15 protein-coding genes, 3 tRNA genes, 1 other RNA gene and 1 pseudogene are annotated in these 18,498 nt (G+C 73.3%); 11 read left to right on the top strand and 9 right to left on the bottom strand.

Translation table 11 applies throughout. The features are described 5' to 3' along the window. Positions 1 to 131 precede the first annotated feature (131 nt). Both map and H6X67_RS07420 read left to right on the top strand, forming a co-directional pair. On the top strand, positions 132 to 1,031 hold the full coding sequence (gene map / locus H6X67_RS07425) for a type I methionyl aminopeptidase (protein ID WP_249367294.1): 900 nt from the start codon (positions 132 to 134) through the stop codon (positions 1,029 to 1,031). Between the two features lie 140 nt (positions 1,032 to 1,171). Next, positions 1,172 to 2,416 carry a hypothetical protein gene (locus H6X67_RS07420; RefSeq protein WP_249367293.1) on the top strand — a complete coding sequence of 415 codons (1,245 nt, stop codon included), beginning with the start codon at positions 1,172 to 1,174 and terminating at the stop codon, positions 2,414 to 2,416. A 165-nt stretch (positions 2,417 to 2,581) separates the two neighbouring features. Here H6X67_RS07420 and rnpB read toward each other — a convergent pair. Further along, an RNA gene (gene rnpB, locus H6X67_RS07415) (RNase P RNA component class A) lies at positions 2,582 to 2,962 on the bottom strand. A gap of 53 nt (positions 2,963 to 3,015) precedes the next feature. Between rnpB and H6X67_RS07410 the strand changes: the two genes are divergently transcribed. After that, a complete protein-coding gene (locus H6X67_RS07410; protein ID WP_249367292.1) occupies positions 3,016 to 3,831 on the top strand; it encodes a YaaA family protein in 816 nt (271 codons plus the stop codon). A gap of 87 nt (positions 3,832 to 3,918) precedes the next feature. Here the strand turns inward: H6X67_RS07410 and H6X67_RS07405 are convergent, their stop codons facing one another. The 4 genes from H6X67_RS07405 to H6X67_RS07390 form a co-directional block, all read right to left on the bottom strand. Continuing rightward, positions 3,919 to 4,650 carry a zinc ribbon domain-containing protein gene (locus H6X67_RS07405; RefSeq protein ID WP_249367291.1) on the bottom strand — a complete coding sequence of 244 codons (732 nt, stop codon included), beginning with the start codon at positions 4,648 to 4,650 and terminating at the stop codon, positions 3,919 to 3,921. A 47-nt stretch (positions 4,651 to 4,697) separates the two neighbouring features. Then, positions 4,698 to 5,552 carry a Nif3-like dinuclear metal center hexameric protein gene (locus H6X67_RS07400; protein ID WP_249367290.1) on the bottom strand — a complete coding sequence of 285 codons (855 nt, stop codon included), beginning with the start codon at positions 5,550 to 5,552 and terminating at the stop codon, positions 4,698 to 4,700. A gap of 55 nt (positions 5,553 to 5,607) precedes the next feature. Then, positions 5,608 to 5,689, bottom strand: a tRNA-Leu gene (locus H6X67_RS07395). A gap of 78 nt (positions 5,690 to 5,767) precedes the next feature. Then, a tRNA-Ile gene (locus H6X67_RS07390) sits at positions 5,768 to 5,858 on the bottom strand. 114 nt (positions 5,859 to 5,972) lie between these two features. Between H6X67_RS07390 and H6X67_RS07385 the strand changes: the two genes are divergently transcribed. The 3 genes and pseudogenes from H6X67_RS07385 (at position 5,973) to H6X67_RS07380 (ending at position 8,417) form a co-directional block, all read left to right on the top strand. Then, complete coding sequence (locus H6X67_RS07385; protein WP_249367289.1) at positions 5,973 to 7,148, top strand: aminotransferase class I/II-fold pyridoxal phosphate-dependent enzyme; 1,176 nt, start codon at positions 5,973 to 5,975, stop codon at positions 7,146 to 7,148. Between the two features lie 263 nt (positions 7,149 to 7,411). Then, a pseudogene (locus tag H6X67_RS12060) lies at positions 7,412 to 7,723 on the top strand (alcohol dehydrogenase catalytic domain-containing protein); the annotation flags it as partial. 145 nt (positions 7,724 to 7,868) lie between these two features. Next, a complete protein-coding gene (locus tag H6X67_RS07380) occupies positions 7,869 to 8,417 on the top strand; it encodes a zinc-binding dehydrogenase (RefSeq protein WP_249367288.1) in 549 nt (182 codons plus the stop codon). Positions 8,418 to 8,671: 254 nt separating this feature from the next. On the opposite strand, the gene H6X67_RS07375 is transcribed toward H6X67_RS07380, so the two are convergent. Further along, a tRNA-Val gene (locus H6X67_RS07375) sits at positions 8,672 to 8,747 on the bottom strand. A gap of 60 nt (positions 8,748 to 8,807) precedes the next feature. After that, the gene (locus tag H6X67_RS07370) at positions 8,808 to 9,212 is read right to left on the bottom strand and encodes a DUF3052 domain-containing protein (RefSeq protein WP_249367287.1); all 405 of its coding nucleotides are present in this window, start codon (positions 9,210 to 9,212) and stop codon (positions 8,808 to 8,810) included. Between the two features lie 354 nt (positions 9,213 to 9,566). Between H6X67_RS07370 and aceE the strand changes: the two genes are divergently transcribed. Continuing rightward, positions 9,567 to 12,323, top strand: a complete 2,757-nt coding sequence (gene aceE, locus H6X67_RS07365; RefSeq protein ID WP_249367286.1) for a pyruvate dehydrogenase (acetyl-transferring), homodimeric type — start codon at positions 9,567 to 9,569, stop codon at positions 12,321 to 12,323. Positions 12,324 to 12,410: 87 nt separating this feature from the next. On the opposite strand, the gene aspA is transcribed toward aceE, so the two are convergent. Further along, positions 12,411 to 13,898, bottom strand: a complete 1,488-nt coding sequence (gene aspA, locus H6X67_RS07360; RefSeq protein WP_249367285.1) for an aspartate ammonia-lyase — start codon at positions 13,896 to 13,898, stop codon at positions 12,411 to 12,413. 143 nt (positions 13,899 to 14,041) lie between these two features. On the opposite strand from aspA, the gene H6X67_RS07355 reads away from it, so the two are divergent. The 4 genes from H6X67_RS07355 to H6X67_RS07340 all read left to right on the top strand — a co-directional run bounded on the left by H6X67_RS07355 (position 14,042) and on the right by H6X67_RS07340 (position 17,852). Continuing rightward, entirely contained in the window at positions 14,042 to 15,220 is a 1,179-nt protein-coding gene (locus tag H6X67_RS07355; RefSeq protein ID WP_249367284.1) for a PucR family transcriptional regulator, read from the top strand. Positions 15,221 to 15,222: 2 nt separating this feature from the next. Beyond that, positions 15,223 to 16,188, top strand: coding sequence for an ACP S-malonyltransferase (locus H6X67_RS07350; protein ID WP_249367283.1), 966 nt, complete (start codon positions 15,223 to 15,225; stop codon positions 16,186 to 16,188). A gap of 142 nt (positions 16,189 to 16,330) precedes the next feature. Then, positions 16,331 to 16,582 (top strand): acyl carrier protein, encoded by a 252-nt coding sequence (locus tag H6X67_RS07345; RefSeq protein WP_249367282.1) that lies wholly within the window; start codon positions 16,331 to 16,333, stop codon positions 16,580 to 16,582. 7 nt (positions 16,583 to 16,589) lie between these two features. Continuing rightward, a complete protein-coding gene (locus tag H6X67_RS07340; protein ID WP_249367281.1) occupies positions 16,590 to 17,852 on the top strand; it encodes a beta-ketoacyl-[acyl-carrier-protein] synthase family protein in 1,263 nt (420 codons plus the stop codon). 35 nt (positions 17,853 to 17,887) lie between these two features. Here the strand turns inward: H6X67_RS07340 and H6X67_RS07335 are convergent, their stop codons facing one another. Continuing rightward, on the bottom strand, positions 17,888 to 18,388 hold the full coding sequence (locus tag H6X67_RS07335; RefSeq protein ID WP_249367280.1) for a DUF3145 domain-containing protein: 501 nt from the start codon (positions 18,386 to 18,388) through the stop codon (positions 17,888 to 17,890). Positions 18,389 to 18,498: the final 110 nt, after the last annotated feature.

Below are 18,498 nucleotides of genomic sequence, written 5' to 3'. Positions count from 1 at the left end.
GGCCTCATCGTAGGGGCGGACGGCCCGCGTCCCGGGAGGAGGTGGCGGGGCGGACGCCGCGACGTGGCGTCCCGCCCCGGCCCTGACCGGTACGGTCCGGCACGGTCCGGGCGCGCTCCTATGCTGGGGCCATGACGACCTCCCCCACCCCTGTCCCCGCGCTGGCGGACCGCGCCCCGCGAGGGACCCTCACCAAGGGCGTGCTCACGCCCGAGCGGCACGTGCCCCGCTCGATCGCCCGTCCCGAGTACATGTTCCACGACGGGCCCGAGCGCGTGGACGCGCCGGACGTCAAGGACGCCGAGACCGTCGAGCGCATCCGGGCGGCCGGCAGGATCGCGGCGCGCGCCCTGGCCGAGGCGGCCGCCGCCATCGCGCCGGGGGTGACGACCGACGAGCTCGACCGCGTCGCCCACGAGTACCTGTGCGACCACAGCGCCTACCCCTCCTGCCTGGGGTACATGGGCTTCCCGAAGTCGATCTGCACCTCGGTCAACGAGGTCATCTGCCACGGCATCCCGGACTCGACCGTCCTCAAGGAGGGCGACCTCATCAACCTCGACGTCACGGCCTACGTGGACGGCGTGCACGGGGACACGAACGCCACCTTCGGGGTGGGCGAGGTGGACCCCGAGACCCGTCTGCTCATCGAGCGCACCCGCGAGGCCATGAACCGCGGGATCAAGGCGGTGCGCCCGGGACGTGAGGTCAACGTCATCGGCCGGGTCATCGAGCGCTACGCCAGGCGCTTCGACTACGGCGTCGTGCGCGACTACACGGGCCACGGCGTCGGCGAGGCCTTCCACTCGGGCCTCATCATCCCGCACTACGACGCCGCGCCCCTGCACGCCGAGGTGATGGAGGTCGGCATGGTCTTCACCATCGAGCCGATGCTCACCCTCGGCTCCCAGGACTGGGAGCAGTGGGACGACGGCTGGACCGTGGTGACCCGGGACCGCTCGCGCACCGCCCAGTTCGAGCACACGCTCGTCGTCACCGAGACCGGTGCGGAGGTCCTCACGCTGCCCTGACAGGCGCGAGGGGGCCGGCCTCGGGGAGCGCTCCCCGTGCCCGCACGGCGGTGTCACTCCCGCTGCCGCCCGGCTCCGATGTAGATTCCGTCCCAGCACGATGTCTTGTCATCCCCATCCACACACCCCGGAGGATTCCCATGGCCTTGCGCTTCAACCCCCCGCCGAACTGGCCCGCGCCCCCCGAGGGCTTCGTGCCCCCGGCCGGATGGCAGCCCGACCCCGCCTGGGGTCCCGCACCCGAGGGCTGGCAGCTGTGGGTCGATGACGCCTCTGTCCCCTCGGCACCGGTGGCCTCCTCGGCCTCCGACCCCGCCTGGGCCCCGACCCAGGCCGTGTCCACGGGCAGCGCCCCGGTGGCGGACCCGACCGGCCAGCCGGTCTCGGCCCCCTCGGCCGACTACTCCGCCCCGGTGGCCGCCTCCGGCCCCGACCAGGCGACCTACCAGCAGACGGCGGCGACGGCACCCCTGGGCATGGCGGGCCAGCCGGGCTTCCAGCCGCCGGCGTCGGGCGGCTCCGCCCCGATGGCGGCCTCCGCGCCGACGTCGAGCCCCTACGCGGCGAGCATGGACTACGCGCAGTCCCCCACGCCCTACCAGCCGGGCGCGGCCCCGCAGGGCTTCGGCGCCCAGCCGCAGGCCGCGGGCTGGCAGCCTCTGGACGTCAACAGCCCGCAGGGTCCCGGCTCGACGCCGGTGACGAGGAAGTGGTGGTTCTGGGCGATCATCGTCGTGGCCGTCCTCGCCCTCGTCGGCGGCCTCGTCGCCGCGCTGATGGGCGGCAAGGACAAGGACGACCCCGAGCCGGCCCCCGCTCCGACGAGCCAGCAGGCCGACCCCACGTCCGAGCCCTCCGACGAGCCCGAGCCCGTGGCCTCCGCCACGACCGGCGCCTCGGGCGGCGCGACCGGCAGCACGGGCGGCTGCCAGCAGGGGACCTCGCAGAAGTGCCCCGGTGACCTGGGCTCACAGTCCCTCACGCTCAAGGCCTCCGAGTACTCCGACGACCCGAACGCGACGGTCGACCTCACCTTCGGTGACGTCGTGTGGGACGGCACCGAGCAGGCGCGCACCGGCTGGGAGTACGGCTTCGAGGAGCCGGGTCAGGGCAATGTCTACATGCGTCTGCCCGTGACGGTCACCTACCACGGTGAGGGCCAGCTCAACCTGTACTCGCTGGACTTCAAGTACGTGCGTGACGGCAACACCTTCACCGATGAGTTCATCTTCTCCTCCGACGAGCTGACCAACCAGACGGCGCCCTACGACGGCGGCTCCGTGACCGGTTACGTCACCTTCAAGATCCCGGCCGAGTACGCCCACTCCGGCGCCTTCGCCATCTCGTTCAACTACAAGGACGAGTACTGGATGGCCGAGATGTGACAGCGCGCCTGCGCGCGCACCAGCAGCGGGCGGCGGCCCCCACCCTGAGGGTGGGGGCCGCCGCCCGCTGTCTGCTGTGCCGCCGCTCAGCGCCGCCGGTGCCCTGCGGCCCGGCGCGCCTGCGGGGCGTTCCGGCACCGCGGGGACGCGGCGCGAGGTCGGGGCGGAACGAGCCGACCTGTACGCCGGGTTCTGTTGCCGCCGCCCGTTGCCGGTGCGGCGGTGGCGACCATCCATCTTGGCCCACCGTTGCCGGTGGGCTCACGCGACCTACCCGCTGGCTCGGGCGAGCAGCCCTCAGGCGTCAGCTGTGCGGTCTTGCTCCGGGCGGGGTTTGCCTAGCCGCCCCAGTCACCTGGGGCGCTGGTGGGCTCTTACCCCACCCTTTCACCATCACCGGCGGGCGATCCCGCCGGCTGTCTGCTCTCTGTGGCACTGTTCCCGCGGGTCACCCCGGGTGGCCGTTAGCCACCACCCTGCTCTGTGGAGCCCGGACGTTCCTCGATCCGGGGCGGGCCCCGGTACCGCGGCCGCCCGGTCGGCTCGTCCGCGTGAGGAACTGTACCCGACGACGGGCCCGCGGCCCGTAGAGTGCGCTCGTGCTCATCCTCCTGCCGCCCTCGGAGGGCAAGACCCCGCCCGCCTCCGGCCCCGTCCTCGACCTGGGCTCCCTGCTGGCCGGTGAGGCGCTCAGCGCCCCCAGGCGTGAGGTGATGGACGCGCTCGCACGGGTCAGCGCCCTTCCCGAGGCGGCCTCGCTGCTGGGGCTGGGGCCGCGCAGCGCCGGTGACGCGGCGCTCAACCTCGTGCTCGAGCAGGCGGCCTGCGCCCCGGCCCACACGCTGTTCACCGGCGTGCTCTACGACGCGGCGGGCATGGCGCTGCTGGGGGCGGACCCCGCCACCCGCCGGGTGCTGGGCAGCAACGTCGTCGTCATGTCCGGGCTGTGGGGCGCGCTGCGCGCGACGGACCCGGTGCCCGAACACCGCCTGTCCATGTCCACGTCGTTGGAGGGCCCGGGCAGGCTGGGACCCTTCTGGCAGCCGTGGCTCACCCCGGTGCTCGGGGAGCTGGCGGGGGACGGCGTCGTCGTCGACTGCCGCTCGGGGGCCTACTCCCCCGCCTGGCAGCCGACGCCCGCGCACGCGGCGGCGCTGCTGCGGGTCAAGGTGGTGGTCGAGCGCGCGGACGGCTCCCGCTCGGTGGTCTCCCACCACGCCAAGCACACGCGCGGGCTGCTCACGGGCACGCTCGTGCGGGCACTGGCTGCGGGCACGCTCTCACCGGCCGACGACGCCGAGGCGGTCGTGGGAGTGGCGCAGGGCCTTGAGACGGTGCGCGGCGCGGAGCTGGGGGCGGCGGACCGGGCTGGCCGCCGTGACCTCGTGCTCGTGCTGGACGGGCCCTCGCGCTGAGCCCGGGGGCAGGCAGGCGCGTCCTCTCCGCAGGCGCTAGCGCCGTGGCGGTGCGTCCCGGCTGGGCCCGGCCTGTCGAGAGGCGGTTCAGTCCTCCATGCGCACGAGGATGACGTCGTTGTCCTCGGCGTGGATCACCTGGTCCTGGGGCGCGGCGGCGATGCGGGCGTGCTCCTGGGGGCTGATCTCGACGTTGCCGTCCACGCGGCGCCCGTAGAGCGCGACGGCGCCTAGGCCCCCGGTGGCGCGGCGCACGTCGTCGTACTCGGCCAGGAGCGCCGCCGGGATGGTGGCCGCCAGGGCGTCGCGGCGGCTCTGGGTGTCCTTGAGGGCGGCGTCGATGCGGGCGAACTCCGCGTCGCGCTCGGCGGTGAGCCCGCGCCCGGCGGCACGCACCTCCTGCTCGGCTCGGGCGAGCCGGTCGACCTCGGCCTGGGCGCTCTCCAGGGCCTCCATGGCGGAGAGCTGGGCCTCCTCGAGGACGCCCTGGCGGCGTCCGAGCTGGTCGATCTCACCCTGGATGGCGGTGAGGTCCCGGGCGCCGGCGGCGCCGGAGGACAGGCGCTCGCGCAGGGCGGCGGCCCGGCGCACGACCTGGGCGACCTCGTCGTCGGCCCGGGCGGCCTCGCGCCGGGCCTCGGCGAGGGTGGCGGCGGCGACGACGGCGTCGCGCTTGTTGGTCCTCAGCTCGCCCACGGTGGCCTCGATGCGTGCGAGGACCGGCAGGCCACGGCGCTCGTGGACGAGCCTGGCGAGCTGGGAGTCCAGCCGCTGGAGGTCGATGAGCAGTCGCTGGTCGCTGAGGGGGGCGCTCGTCACGGGGTGTCCTTCGTCGACGGGTAGGGAGGTCTCGGCGGGCCGGCGTCCTAGGAGCCGGTGCTCAGGCGCAGGGTCCAGGGGTCGGTGACGACCTGCGAGACCCGCGTGGTGAGTGTACGTCCCCGCCGGGCGGCTCCGGCCTCGAGCCGGGCGGCCAGGGGGGCCAGACCCACCCACTCGGTGGCCCAGTGGGTGCCGCACAGCAGGTAGGGGCGTCCGTCGGCCAGGTGGTCGGTGGCGGGGTGGTGGCGCAGGTCGGCGGTGAGGAAGACGTCGGCTCCCGCCTGGCGGGCGGCGCCGAGGAGGGAGTCGCCGGAGCCGCCGGAGACGGCGACGAGGCTGACCTCGGCGTCCGGGTCGCCGCCGACGAGCAGGCCGGGGGCCGAGTCGGGCAGGGCCGCGGCGACTCGCTCGGCCAGGGCGCGCAGGGTGGTGGACTGCGGCAGGCGCCCGACGCGGCCGATGCCGAGGGCGGGGTCGGCGCTGGACGGGGACAGGACGGTGGTGCTGGTCAGGCCGACGGCGGTGGCCAGGGCGTCGGCGTTGCCGCCCGCGGCGCAGTCCCAGGTGGTGTGGGCGTTGGCCAGCGCGATGCCGGCGCGGATGAGGCGGTGGATGCTGCGGCCCTTGGCGGTGGTGGCGCTGACGTGGTCGGTGCCGCGCAGGAAGAGGGGGTGGTGGGTGATGACCATGTCGACACCGGTCTCGATGGCCTCGTCGACGACGGGCGGCAGCGGGTCGACGGCGAGCAGGACGGTGCGCACGGTCTCGGCGGGGTCTCCGCAGATGAGCTGGTTGGAGTCCCAGGGCTCGGCGAGCTCGGGCGGGGCGGCCCGGCGGAGGATGTCGACGACGTCGGCGACGGTGAGGGGTGCCTGCTCGCTGGGGGCGGTGGTGCTCATGGGATCAGGCTATCGGTGCGGTCGGGGCCGGTTGGGCGTGCGGCGCCGCAGGCGGTGCCCCCAACGGGGCTCGAACCCGTACACCCGAAGGTCTCGGCTTTTAAGGCCGCTGCGTCTACCAATTCCGCCATGGGGGCTGGGTGCTCCCAGAAGTCCTGGGGCTGGGCGCTCCCAGAGGACCTGGGGGCTGGGCGCCCCGGGCCACCGGGTGCTCGTACCCCCACTGGGACTCGAACCCAGGACCATGTGCTTATCAGGCACGGACGAGGTATAAGCTCGCTGCTCTAACCACTGAGCTATGGGGGCGTCGCGGCGGCGGTCGCCGTCGGTGCGGCACAGACTACCGCGTGGTCGCAGCACCCCGGTCCGGCAGACGGCCCCGGCGGACGGGGGCCGGGTGCGAGGCCTACCCTGCGCGCTATGAAGCTTGCCCGGCGCGCCGTGACCGCCCAGCCCTTTCACGCGATGAGCATCGGCGCCCGCGCGCAGGCCCTTGAGGCGGCGGGCCGGGACGTGGCGAAGCTGAGCCTGGGCGAGCCCTCCTTCGGCGCGCCCCCGGGGGTGCACGCGGCCATGTGCGAGGTGATGGACGGCCGGGCGCTGCCCTACACACCCGCGGCAGGCCTGCCGGCCCTGAGGGAGGCGCTCGCGGGCTGGTACCGGCAGCGCCACGGGGTGGACCTGGACCCGCGGCGGGTGCTCGTGACGGCGGGCGGCTCAGCGGCCCTGGTCCTGGCGACGGCGCTGACGGTGGAGGCGGGCGACGACGTCGTCATGGCGGACCCGTGCTACCCGTGCAACCGGCAGCTGGTCGAGGCCTTCGGCGGCCGGGTGGTGCTCGCGCCCTCGAGCCCGGCCTCGCGCTACCAGCTCAGTCGCTCACTCATGGAGGCGGTGTGGACGCCCGAGACCTCTGCCGTGCAGGTGGCGACGCCGTCGAACCCCACGGGCACGTCGATCCCCTTCGCCGAGCTGGCGGCGATCTGCGCCTCGGCGCGTGAGCGCGGGGCGTGGCGGGTGGTGGACGAGATCTACCTGGGGCTGGCGGACCCGGATGAGGACGGGCGGGTGGCGCGCACGGTCCTGGAGACGGACCCCGGAGCGCTGGTCGTGTCCTCCTTCTCGAAGTTCTTCTCGATGACGGGCTGGCGGCTGGGATGGCTGGTGGTGCCCGAGGCCCTGGCGGAGGCGGCGGAGAACCTGGCGGTGAACTTCTTCCTGTGCGCGGCGGCGCACACGCAGCGGGCGGCGCTGGCCTGCTTCGCACCCGAGGCCCTGGCGGCCTGTGAGGATCGGCGGGTGGAACTGCTCGAGCGCCGGCGGCTCGCGCTTGAGGGGCTGAGCCGTCTGGGGCTCGAGGTCCCGGTGGCGCCCGACGGCGCCTTCTACGTGTACTTCGACGTGTCGGCCACGGGGCTGGGCTCCTGGAACTTCTGCGTGCGGGCCCTGGAGGAGGCTCACGTGGCCCTGACCCCGGGGCGCGACTTCGGGCTGGCGACGGCGGACACCCATGTGCGCCTGTCCTACGCGGCCAGCCGCGAGGAGATCGTCCTGGGCCTGGAGCGCCTGGCGGGCTTCATGGACTCTCTGGGCTGAGGACGCGCGACGTCCTCCGGTATGCCGGGATGTCACGATCCAGGCCATTGCCCCAATGGTCCTCGTGACACCCGTGAGGAAACGGCGTCGTCAAGCCACCTGCCGACGCCGTCGGGCCCGGGCGCCTGACCATTGGCCTGGATCGTGACAGCCCCTGTTCTCGCGAAGGCCTCCGCAGCCTCACGGGTACCTCCGGCTCCCCGCAGCGGCACCCGCCGCTATGCTCGCCACGTCCCAGCCTCGTCCAGCAAGGGAAGCCCACCATGCGCGCCTTCGTGCTCGACCGCTACCGGCAGCCCGTCCATGAGGCAGACGTCCCCGAGCCCGTCGCCGGGCCCCGCGACGTCCTCATCCAGGTGGAGGCCGCCGGCCTCAACCACCTCGACGAGCGTCTGAGAGCGGGTGAGCTCAAGGCGCTCCTGCCGTACCGTCCGCCGGTGGTGCTCGGGCACGACCTGGCCGGCACCGTCATCGGCACCGGCAGCGCCGTCACCTCCTTCAGGACCGGCGACCGGGTGTACTCGCGTCCCCGGGACTTCCGTATCGGGACCTTCGCCGAGCGGATCGCGGTCGATGAGGCCGATACCGCCCTGGCGCCGACCTCGGTCAGCACCGTGGAGGTGGCCTCGCTGCCGCTGGTGGCGCTGACGGCGTGGCAGGCCCTGGTGGACAGGGGCGGGGTGCGGCCCGGGCAGAAGGTCCTCATCCACGCCGGGGCCGGTGGCGTGGGAAGTATCGCGGTCCAGCTCGCCAAGCACCTCGGCGCCGCCGTCGCCACCACCCTCGGGCAGGAACGCGGACTTCGTCCGCGGGCTGGGTGCCGACGTCGTCATCGACTACCGCGCCCGGGACTTCGCCGCCGAGCTCTCCGGCTACGACCTCGTCCTCGATCCCCTTGGCGGGGACAACCTCCTGAGGTCCCTGCGCGTCCTGCGGCGCGGCGGCAAGGCGGTCGGGATCTCCGGGCCCCCCACGCCCGAGTACGCCAGGCAGGCGGGGCTGAACCCGCTGCTGCGCCTGGCGGTCAGGGCCCTGAGCCACAGGACCCACGCGCTGGCGCGCAGCCTCGGCGTGTCCTACGACTTCCTGCTCATGCGGGCCAGCGGCGAGCAGCTGCGGCGGGTGGCCGAGCTCGTCGACTCCGGCGCCATCCGCCCCGTGGTCGGCGCGACCTTCCGCTTCGACCAGACCGCAGAGGCGCTGGCCAGCCTGAGCGCGAACGGCATCCGCGGCAAGGCGGTCATCGACATGGGCGGCCGGCCCTCCTAGCCGCCGGGCATGACGGTGGCACGCTCACGGTGTTCGGGCTTGATTGGTGAGCCGGGGCTTTCGTTGGTATTCCGCGGTTCACGCACAAGCGTCAACATCGATTGACGTGCTCCCACGTGCATGTGCGTCGCGCACGCACGTAGGAGCCACCAAGACACGAGAAGACCACACCGTAAAACCGCGGAATCACGCGGATTGTGCGCTCTGCCGTGTGACATGAGCGTGCAACGCTGCTGGTGAGCCTGGCGACACGGTGGTGGACCCGGCCGGGCTCGAACCGACGACCGACGCGGTGTAAGCGCGTTGCTCTACCAGCTGAGCTACAGGTCCTGGGCGCGGGGCCGGCGCACCGGCTTCCGCGGGAAGGTAGGCGTATGGCGCCGGGCTGCCTCAGCGCCTGCGGCTGGAGACCCGGATGCCGCTCCAGCGCTCACCCATGGCGGCGGCGCTGGTGGCGTGCATGCCCGCGGTGCGGGCCGCCTCCTCCACGTCCCCGGCCCGGACGGCGCCGGTGGTGCGGGCCTTGGGGGTGAGGACCCAGATGACGCCGTCGCCGTCGAGGTTCGACTGGGCGTCCACGAGGAGGTCGGTGAGGTCGTCGACGTCGCCGTCGTCGTCACGCCACCAGACGATGGCGGAGTCAGCGACGTCCTCGTAGTCCTCGTCCACGAGTCCGGTGCCGGTCTCGGTCTCGGCGGCCTGGCGCAGGGCCGGGTCGACGTCGTCGTCGTACCCGAACTCCTGGATGATGAGGCCGGAGGCGAAGCCGAAGGCCGCGCCTGCTCTGGTCGTCACTGTGTCTCTCCGTTTCCTGGACCAGCGGTCCCTGGTGCGTGGTTGGCGCGCGTCGCGGTCGCGGCGCACGCCCTTAGTCCACGGCACAAGGGTGCCGCTGTGCAAGTGAGGGCGAGGGGGCGGGCGCCTGCCACGGGTCCCTCGGGGATCACCTAGGATTGTCCGCGTGCCTGACCTCACAGGCCACGTGGGACTTTCTTCCCTGACTCGACGTCTTTCACCCTCCGGAAGGCCGTAGATTAGTAGGCACAGTCAATCGCGGCCGCGCCCGGTCGCGCCCTGAGCCACCAGGGACGACCGACAACCGACCACCACCCGATCCGCTCAGCACCGACGCGAGGAAAGAGGGAACACGTGAGCCCGACCAGCGACTCCACGCCGCTCATCGACGGCCTCCTGACCAAGGTCACCGACAACGACCCCGAGGAGACCAGGGAGTGGCGCGACTCCCTCGACGCGCTCATCGAGGAGAAGGGCGCCCCCCGCGCCCGCTTCATCCTCCTGTCGATGCTCGCCGAGGCGCGCAAGAAGAACGTCAACCTGCCCACGCAGACGACGACCCCCTACGTCAACACGATCAACGTCGTCGACGAGCCCTACTTCCCCGGCGACGAGGACACCGAGCGCACCTACCGCCGGTGGCTGCGCTGGAACGCCGCCGTCATGGTCACGCGCGCCCAGCGCCCCGGCGTCGGTGTCGGCGGCCACATCTCCTCCTACGCCTCCACCGCGACGCTGTACGAGGTGGGCATGAACCACTTCTTCCGCGGCAAGGACCACCCGGGCGGCGGCGACCACGTCTTCTTCCAGGGCCACGCCTCCCCCGGCAACTACGCCCGCGCCTTCCTCGAGGGCCGTCTGAGCGAGGAGGACCTCGACGGCTTCCGCCAGGAGTACTCGCACCCGGCGGCCTCCGAGGGCCGCGGCATGCCCTCCTACCCGCACCCGCGCCGCATGGAGGACTTCTGGGAGTTCCCCACCGTCTCCATGGGCCTGGGCCCCGCCGAGGCGATCTACCACGCCTGGTTCGACAAGTACCTGCACGGCGCCGGCATCAAGGACACCTCCCAGCAGCACACCTGGGCCTTCCTCGGCGACGGCGAGATGGACGAGCCCGAGTCACGCGGCATGCTCCAGCTCGCGGCCAACCAGCAGCTCGACAACCTCACCTTCGTCGTCAACTGCAACCTCCAGCGCCTCGACGGCCCGGTGCGCGGCAACGGCAAGATCGTCCAGGAGCTCGAGGCCTTCTTCCGGGGCGCCGGCTGGAACGTCATCAAGGTGATGTGGGGCCGCGGCTGGGACCAGCTCTTCGCCGCCGACAAGGACCACGCCCTCGAGCACCTCATGATGGAGACCCTCGACGGCGACTTCCAGGCCTTCAAGGCCAACGACGGCGCCTACGTGCGCGAGCACTTCTTCAACCGCGACCCGCGCACCGCCGAGCTCGTCAAGGACTGGACCGACGACGAGATCTGGGCCCTGCAGCGCGGCGGCAACGACTTCCGCAAGGTCTACGCCGCCTACAAGGCCGCCACCGAGCACAAGGGCCAGCCGACGGTCATCCTCGCGCACACGGTCAAGGGCTACCTGCTCGGCTCCCACTTCGCCGGCCGCAACGCCACCCACCAGATGAAGAAGCTCACCCTGGAGGACCTCAAGGGCCTGCGCGACCGCCTCCACATCCCGGTCACGGACGAGCAGCTCGAGGCCAACCCGAAGATGCCGCCCTACTACCGTCCGGCCGACGACGACCCGGCGCTGCTGTACATGCTCGAGCGCCGCCGCCAGCTCGGCGGCTTCGTCCCCGAGCGCCGCGACAACGGCAGGCTCCTCGAGCTGCCGGGCGACAAGGCCTACGACGTCCTCAAGGGCGGCTCGGGCAAGCGCGAGGTCGCCTCGACGATGGCCTTCGTCCAGCTGCTCAAGGAGCTCGTCAAGGACAAGGGCATCGGCCGGCGCATCGTGCCGATCGTCCCGGACGAGTCGCGCACCTTCGGCCTGGAGTCCCTGTTCCCGACGAAGAAGATCTACAACACGCTCGGCCAGAACTACACGCCGGTGGACGCCGAGATGATGCTGTCCTACCGCGAGTCCACCTCCGGCCAGATCATGCACACCGGCATCAACGAGGCCGGCTCCGCCGCCGTCTTCCAGGTCGCGGGCACCAGCTACGCCACCCACGGCGAGCCGATGATCCCCGTCTACATCCTGTACTCGATGTTCGGCTTCCAGCGCACGGCGGACCAGTTCTGGGCCGCGGGCGACCAGCTCGCGCGCGGCTTCCTCATCGGCGCCACAGCCGGACGCACGACCCTCCAGGGCGAGGGCACCCAGCACATGGACGGCCACTCGCCGCTCATCGCCTGGACCAACGAGGCCTTCGCCTCCTACGACCCGGCCTACGCCTACGAGATCCGCCACATCGTGCGCGACGGGCTCCAGCGCTGGTACGGCCCCGACGAGACCCGCGACCGCGACATCATGTACTACCTCACGGTGTACAACGAGCCCATCCACCAGCCGGCCGAGCCCGAGGACGTGGACGTCGAGGGCATCATCAAGGGCATCCACAAGATCGCCGACGCCCCCGCCGGTGACGGCCCCGAGGTCCAGCTCCTGGCCTCGGGCATCGCGGTGCCGTGGATCATGGAGGCCCGCGACATGCTCGCCCACGACTGGGGCGTGCGCGCCAGCGTCTGGTCCGTCACCTCCTGGGGCGAGCTGCGCCGTGAGGCCCTGGAGGTCGAGCGGCACAACTTCCTCAACCCCGACGACCAGCGGGTGCCCTACCTCACTCAGAGGCTCTCCGGCGCCCAGGGACCCTTCGTCGCCACGAGCGACTACGACCACGCCGTGCAGGACCTCATCCGCCCCTGGGTGCCCGGCTCCTACCACGTGCTGGGCGCGGACGGCTTCGGATTCTCCGACACCCGCAAGGCGGCCCGGCGCCACTACCTCATCGACTCGGCCTCCGTCGTCACCAAGGCGCTGCAGGCCCTGGCGAGGGACGGCAAGGTCGACGCCTCCGCGGTCGCCCAGGCGATCTCGCGCTACGACCTCACCAACGTCAACGCCGGCACCTCCGGCTCCGACGGCGGCGACGCCTGACAGCAGGTCGTCGCACGACGACGTGGGGCGGGGCCCGGACCAGCGCGCGCTGGTCCGGGCCCCGCCCCCGTCATCCGCCCGTGAGCCTCACCGGCTCCGGCCCGGCTCCTCCTCGGCCCTGCCCTCGGTGGCGGGCACCGACGGGTCGGAGCCCGAGTAGTAGCGGGCGTCGCGGTAGTGGGGGTGCAGCAAGTTCTCCGGGCTGAGCAGGTCGTCCAGCGTCCGCTCGTCCAGCAGTCCCATCTCGAGGACCACCTCGCGCACGTCACGGCCGCTACGGACGCACTCGCGTCCCACGAGGTCGCCGTTGCGGTGGCCGATGACTTCGTTGAGGTAGGTGACGATCCCGATGGAGGACAGCACGTGGCGCCGGCAGACCTCCTCGTTGGCCTCGATCCCGATGACGCACAGCTCGCGCAGGGTGCGCATGGCGTTGGTCAGCAGCCGGATGGACTCCAGGCTCGTCTGCCCGATGACGGGCTCCATGACGTTGAGCTGGAGCTGACCGGCCTCGGCGGCGAAGGTGAGGGCGACGTCGTTGCCGATGACCTTGAAGCACACCTGGTTGACGACCTCGGGGATGACCGGGTTGACCTTGGCCGGCATGATCGAGGAGCCCGCCGCCCGCTCGGGCAGGCGGATCTCGCCGAGCCCCGCGCGCGGGCCCGAGGACAGCAGCCGCAGGTCGTTGCAGATCTTCGAGAGCTTGACGGCCAGGCGCTTGAGCGCGGCGTGCATGGACACATAGGCGCCCGTGTCGCTCGTGGCCTCCATGAGGTTGGCGGCGCCCTGCACGGGCAGGCCGGTGATCTGCCGGAGGTGGCGCACCGCGGTCTGCGGGTAGGCGGGAGGGGTGTTGAGCCCGGTGCCGATGGCCGTGGCCCCGAGGTTGACCTCCAGCAGCAGCGCGGAGTTGTTGCGCAGGCGGGGCACCTCCTCCCCCAGCAGGACGCTGAAGGCCTCGAGCTCCTGGCCCAGGCTCATGGGCACGGCGTCCTGGAGCTGGGTGCGGCCCATCTTGAGCACGTCCTTGAGCTGCAGCCCCTTGGAGTGGAAGGCGTCGATGAGCCTGTCGAGCTCGGCGACCAGCTCCTCGACGCGCGAGTAGAGCCCCAGCCGGAAGCCGGAGGGGTAGGCGTCGTTGGTGGACTGGGACTTGTTGACGTGGTCGTTGGGGTTGACGACGTCGTAACGGCCCTTGGCGTAGCCCAGGTGCTCCAGGGCGAGGTTGGCGATGACCTCGTTGGTGTTCATGTTGACGCTGGTGCCGGCGCCGCCCTGGAACACGTCGATGGGGAACTGGTCCATGCAGCGGCCGGCCTCGAGCACCTGGTCGCAGGCCCACACGATCGCCTCGGCGATCTCGTCGCTGAGGGTGCCGAGCTCCTGGTTGGCCAGTGCCGCGGCCTTCTTGACCTGGACCATGCCGCGCACGAAGGCGGGCTCCTCACCCACCGTGCTGCCGGAGATCCGGTAGTTCTCGCAGGCGCGCAGCGTGTGGATCCCCCAGTAGGCCTCCAGCGGGACCTGCCGCTGGCCGAGCAGGTCCTCCTCGGTACGAGTGGCCTGAGACATCGTCGTCCCTCCCGTCCGCGCTCGCGGCGCGTGTCATCGACTCGGCGCCGCCCGGGCACGGGCGGCGCCAGCAAGCCTAACCGGATCCGGCTGACCGGACAGAGTTGTGGCATTCCTACAAGGCGCCGCCTACGATGAGAGGCATGAACGAGCTGAGCCCTCCCGCGGTGGCGGCCCTGCGCCGGGCGCAGGACACGATCATCGAGCACTGCATCGACCGCATCAGCTCCGCCCACCCCTGGTACCGCACCCTGCCGGAGGCCCCGCGCCGCCAGATCGAGAAGGTCGCGCGCCTGGGCGTGACGATGTTCGTCGACATGGTCGAGAACCCACAGACCGCCGTGGCCCCCTCCCAGATCTTCTCCGTCGCCCCCGCCGCCCTGACGGGCACGATCACGCTGGAGCAGACGCTCGCCCTCGTGCGCAGCGTGCTCGACGTCGTCGTCGAGGAGGCCCCGCAGACCGTGCCCGAGGACATGCGGGACCGGGTGACGATCCTCGTGCTCACCTTCGGGCGCGACGTCGGCTTCGCCGCCGCGGAGGTCTACGCGCGCGCGGCAGAGGCCCGTGGCGCCTGGGACGCGCGCCTGGAGTCGGTGGCGGTGGACGCCATGCTCCACGACTCCCCCGAGGACGCCGCCACCCGCGCCGGCTCCGCCGGGTGGTCCGGCTCCGGGCCCGTCGTCGCCGTCGCCGCCAGGGCGGTGCTCGACGCGCTGGCGGTCTCCCGCCTGCGCCACCACTGCCGCCAGGTGGCCTCCGACTGCCTCGTGTCCGTGCGCGGCGAGTCCGTCATCATCATCCTCGGCGGCTCGGTCTCCTCCCAGGGCCCCGGGGAGGCGCCCGAGCGGGCCATCGACCGCGTCGCCGGCCAGGTGGCCGAGCGCCTGGGCGGCCCGGCTGTCATCGGTCCTGTCGTGCCGGGCGTGGCCCAGGCGGGGCGCTCACTGCGCTCGGCGCTGGCGGGGCTGCACGCCCGGGCGGGCTGGGCCCAGGCGCCCAACCCCGTCCACGCCGACGACCTCCTGCCCGAGCGGCTGCTCAACGGCGACGCGCTCGCCGTCGAGCAGATCTCCGCCCTCGTCGGCGCTCCCCTGCACGCCATGGGCGAGCCCTTCGAGGAGACGGTCGCCACCTACCTCGCCCTGGGCGGCAGCCTCGAGGCGACGGCGAGGGCCTTGTTCGTGCACGCCAACACGGTGCGCTACCGCCTGGGCCGGGTCGCTGAGCAGGTCGGGTGGGACGCCACCGACGCCCGCGACGGCCTCATGCTCCACATGGCGGTCATCGTCGCCCGGCTGGCGGCTGGGCGGGAGGACTGAGGGTGCGCGCCGTCCTGTGCCCGGGGCAGGGCTCACGGCCGCAGGCACTGCTGCCCGGCACCGAGACGGATTTCCCGGGGCGGGAGCCCACCCGGTCGGATGAGGTCTCCCGGGCCGTCGGGCGGCTCGTGGCGCAGGCGAGCGGGGTCTGCGGCCTCGACCTGCCGGAGCTGGTGAGGCAGTCCGCCGAGAGCCCCGACGGCGACCCGCTCGGCACGCACGCGGCCCAGCCGCTCACGGTGCTCGTCTCGTTGCTGAGCGCGCTGCGCGCGGAGCTGCTCGTCCCGGCCGAGGACGCGCAGGTGGCCGTGGCCGGCCCGCAGCCGGGCACCGTCGTCGCCGGCCACTCGCTGGGCTCCGTCACCGCGCTGGCCCTCGCGGGCGCGCTCACCCCGCTCGAGGCGGTGCGGCTGGCAGCGGTGCGCGGCCGGGCCATGGAGCCCTGCTGCACGGCCGACGACGGAACCCGCCTGGGAGGGATGACCGCCGTCGTCGGCGGGGACCGTGAGGCCGTGCTCGCGGGGATCAGGGCCGCGGGGCTGACCGTGGCGAACGTCAACGGCGCGCAGCAGGTCGTGGCCTCCGGGACCTTCGAGGCCATGGCACGACTGGTTCCTCCCACCCGGGCCCGGCTCGTGCCCCTCGAGGTCGCCGGCCCCTTCCACTGCCCCGCGATGGCGGGGGCGGCCCCGGCGCTGGCGCAGGAGGTCAGCACCCTGCCCGAGCGGCCCCTGATGCGCCCCGTGGTCGATGACGCGACCGGTGGTCTCCACCCGGTCGGCGCCTCGTCGCGGGTGCTTCTCGAGGCACTGGCGGGCAAGCTGACGGCGCCGGTGCGCTGGGACCTCGCCCAGGAGCGGCTGCTCGCCCTGGGCACCGTGGAGGCCGTGGTGCTGGCTCCCTCCCGGGCACTGGCGGGCCTGGCCCGGCGCGGCCTGCCGGGGGTCGGGCTCACTGCCCTGGGCTGAGGGCGTAGCCGGTCACGCGCACCACCGCCGATGAGGGACAATCGTCCCGGACCGGGCGGACCGCCCGACGCGCCGAGCCCCCGGGCACGGCGTCCAGCCCCTGCCGGGCCCTCGCGGGCCCGTCCCAGCCGAAGGAGCCACCATGGCCGATGAGACCAGCACCGACGTCCTCACCGCCGTCCTCGAGATCACCGCGGAGGAGGCCGGCGTGGACGTGAGCGCGGTGAGCGAGGCCTCCCGCTTCGCCGACGACCTCGACATCGACTCGCTGGGCCTGCTCACCATCGCCACCCAGGTGGAGGAGCGCTTCGGCGTCGCGCTGGACGACTCCCTCATCCCGACACTGCCGACGGTCGGCTCCCTCGTCGCGCTCGTGTCCTCCCAGAAGGGCTGAGGCCGGCGTGCTCGACGCCGCCTCGCTGCCACCGCGCGCCGCGGTCGTCACCGGCCTGGGGACCACGAACCCGCTCGCGGGCGACGTCGCCGGGACCTGGCAGGCGCTGCGCGCCTCGCGCACGGCTGTGCGCGCCATCGACGCGGGCTGGGCCGAGGAGCTCGGCCTGCCCGTGAGGATCGCGGCGCCGCTCGCCGTCGCCCCGTCCGCGCTGCTCACGCCCCGCGAGCTGCGCCGTCTGGACCGCGCCAGCCAGTGCGCGCTGCTGGCCGCCCGTGAGGCCTGGGCCCAGGCCGGTGGCGAGGCCCTGGCCTCGCGGGTGAGCGGTGAGCGCCTGGCGGTGTCCCTCTCCCCCGGCATGGGGCCGGTGCTCTCCGTCATCCAGGCCTGGGACGCCTTGAGGGAGCGGGGCCCGCGGCGGGTCCTGCCGACGGCGGTGCCCGCCCTCATGCCCAACGCCCCCGCGGCCACGGTCGGCATCGAGCTGGGGGCCAGGGCCGGCGTCCACGCGCCCGTCTCGGCCTGCGCCTCGGGCGCGGAGGCGATCGCCCACGCGGCGGACCTCATCGCCCTGGACCGGGCCGACGTCGTCGTCGCCGGCGGCACGGACGCGGCCCTGCACCCGATGACGGTGGCGGCCTTCGCGGCGATGAGGGCCCTGTCCACCCGCAACGAGGAGCCGGCAACGGCCTCGCGGCCCTTCGCGCCGGACCGTGACGGCTTCGTCCTGGGTGAGGGCGCGGGCGTGCTCGTCCTCGAGGCGGCCGAGCACGCGGCGGCGCGCGGCGCCGCGGTCCTGGCGGTGCTGGCGGGCGCCGGGGTGACGGCTGACGGCTACGACGTGGCCCGGCCGGAGCCCAGTGGCGCCGAGCAGGAGCGGGCCCTGCGCCTGGCCCTGGGGCGCGGGGGGATCGACCCGGCCGAGGTGGGGCACGTCAACGCCCACGCGACCTCGACGCCGGCCGGCGACGTCGTCGAGGCGCGGGTCCTGGCACGCACGGTCCCGGTCGCCGCGGTCTCGGCGACGAAGTCCTCCACCGGCCACCTTCTGGGCGGCGCGGGCGGTCTTGAGGCGGTGCTGGCCGTCATGGCGCTCGTCGAGGGGTGGCTGCCGCCGACGCTGCTGCCGGCTGGGATCGACACGGAGGTCTCGGCGACGGGCCTGGACGTCGTGGGCCCCGGGGGGCGCCGGGCACCCGGGCTGCGGGTGGCGGTGAGCACGTCCTTCGGCTTCGGCGGGCACGACGTGGCCCTGGCCTTCACGGCCTGAGAGAGCCGGCCCGCTGGGCGGTGGGGCCGGGAGGCTCAGCCGACCCGGTGGAGCCAGCGCACGGGGGCCCCGGCCCCGGCGTAGCGGAAGGGCTCGAGCTCGTCGTCCCAGGCCTGGCCGAGGGCGAGGTCGAGCTCGCGGCGCATGACCGCGGGCTCGTCGGCGTGCAGGAGCGCGGCCCGCACACGGTCCTCGGGGACGACGACGTTGCCGTGCGCGTCCGTCTGGGCGTGGAAGATGCCGAGGTCGGGCGTGTGGGACCAGCGTCCGCCGTCGGTGCCGGGCGAGGCCTCCTCGGTCACCTCGTAGCGCAGGTTCGCCCAGCCGCGCAGGGCGCTGGTGAGACGGGCGCCGGTGCCGACCGGGCCGACCCAGCTGGTCTCGGCCCGCATCATGCCGGGGGCCGCGGGCTGCTCGGTCCAGTCCAGGTGCGCGCGGGCGCCCAGGGCCTCGGCGGCGGCCCACTCGATGTGCGGGCACAGCGCGCGGGGCGCAGAGTGCACGAAAAGTACACCGCGGGTGTAAGCACCGTTCACGACGGATCGCCTCCTGTGGTTCGAGAGTCGTCTTCCCCAACGTTCTCGAGCCGGAACCAGCGGTCCTCATGACGCACGCGGCGTGCCCCACCAGTATGACGTGGGCGGGC

The organism is Actinomyces sp. AC-20-1 (assembly GCF_023369555.1).
GTDB lineage: Bacteria > Actinomycetota > Actinomycetes > Actinomycetales > Actinomycetaceae > Actinomyces.
Note: the sequence above shows the minus strand (reverse complement) of the source record. Positions and strands in the feature narration are given on the sequence as shown.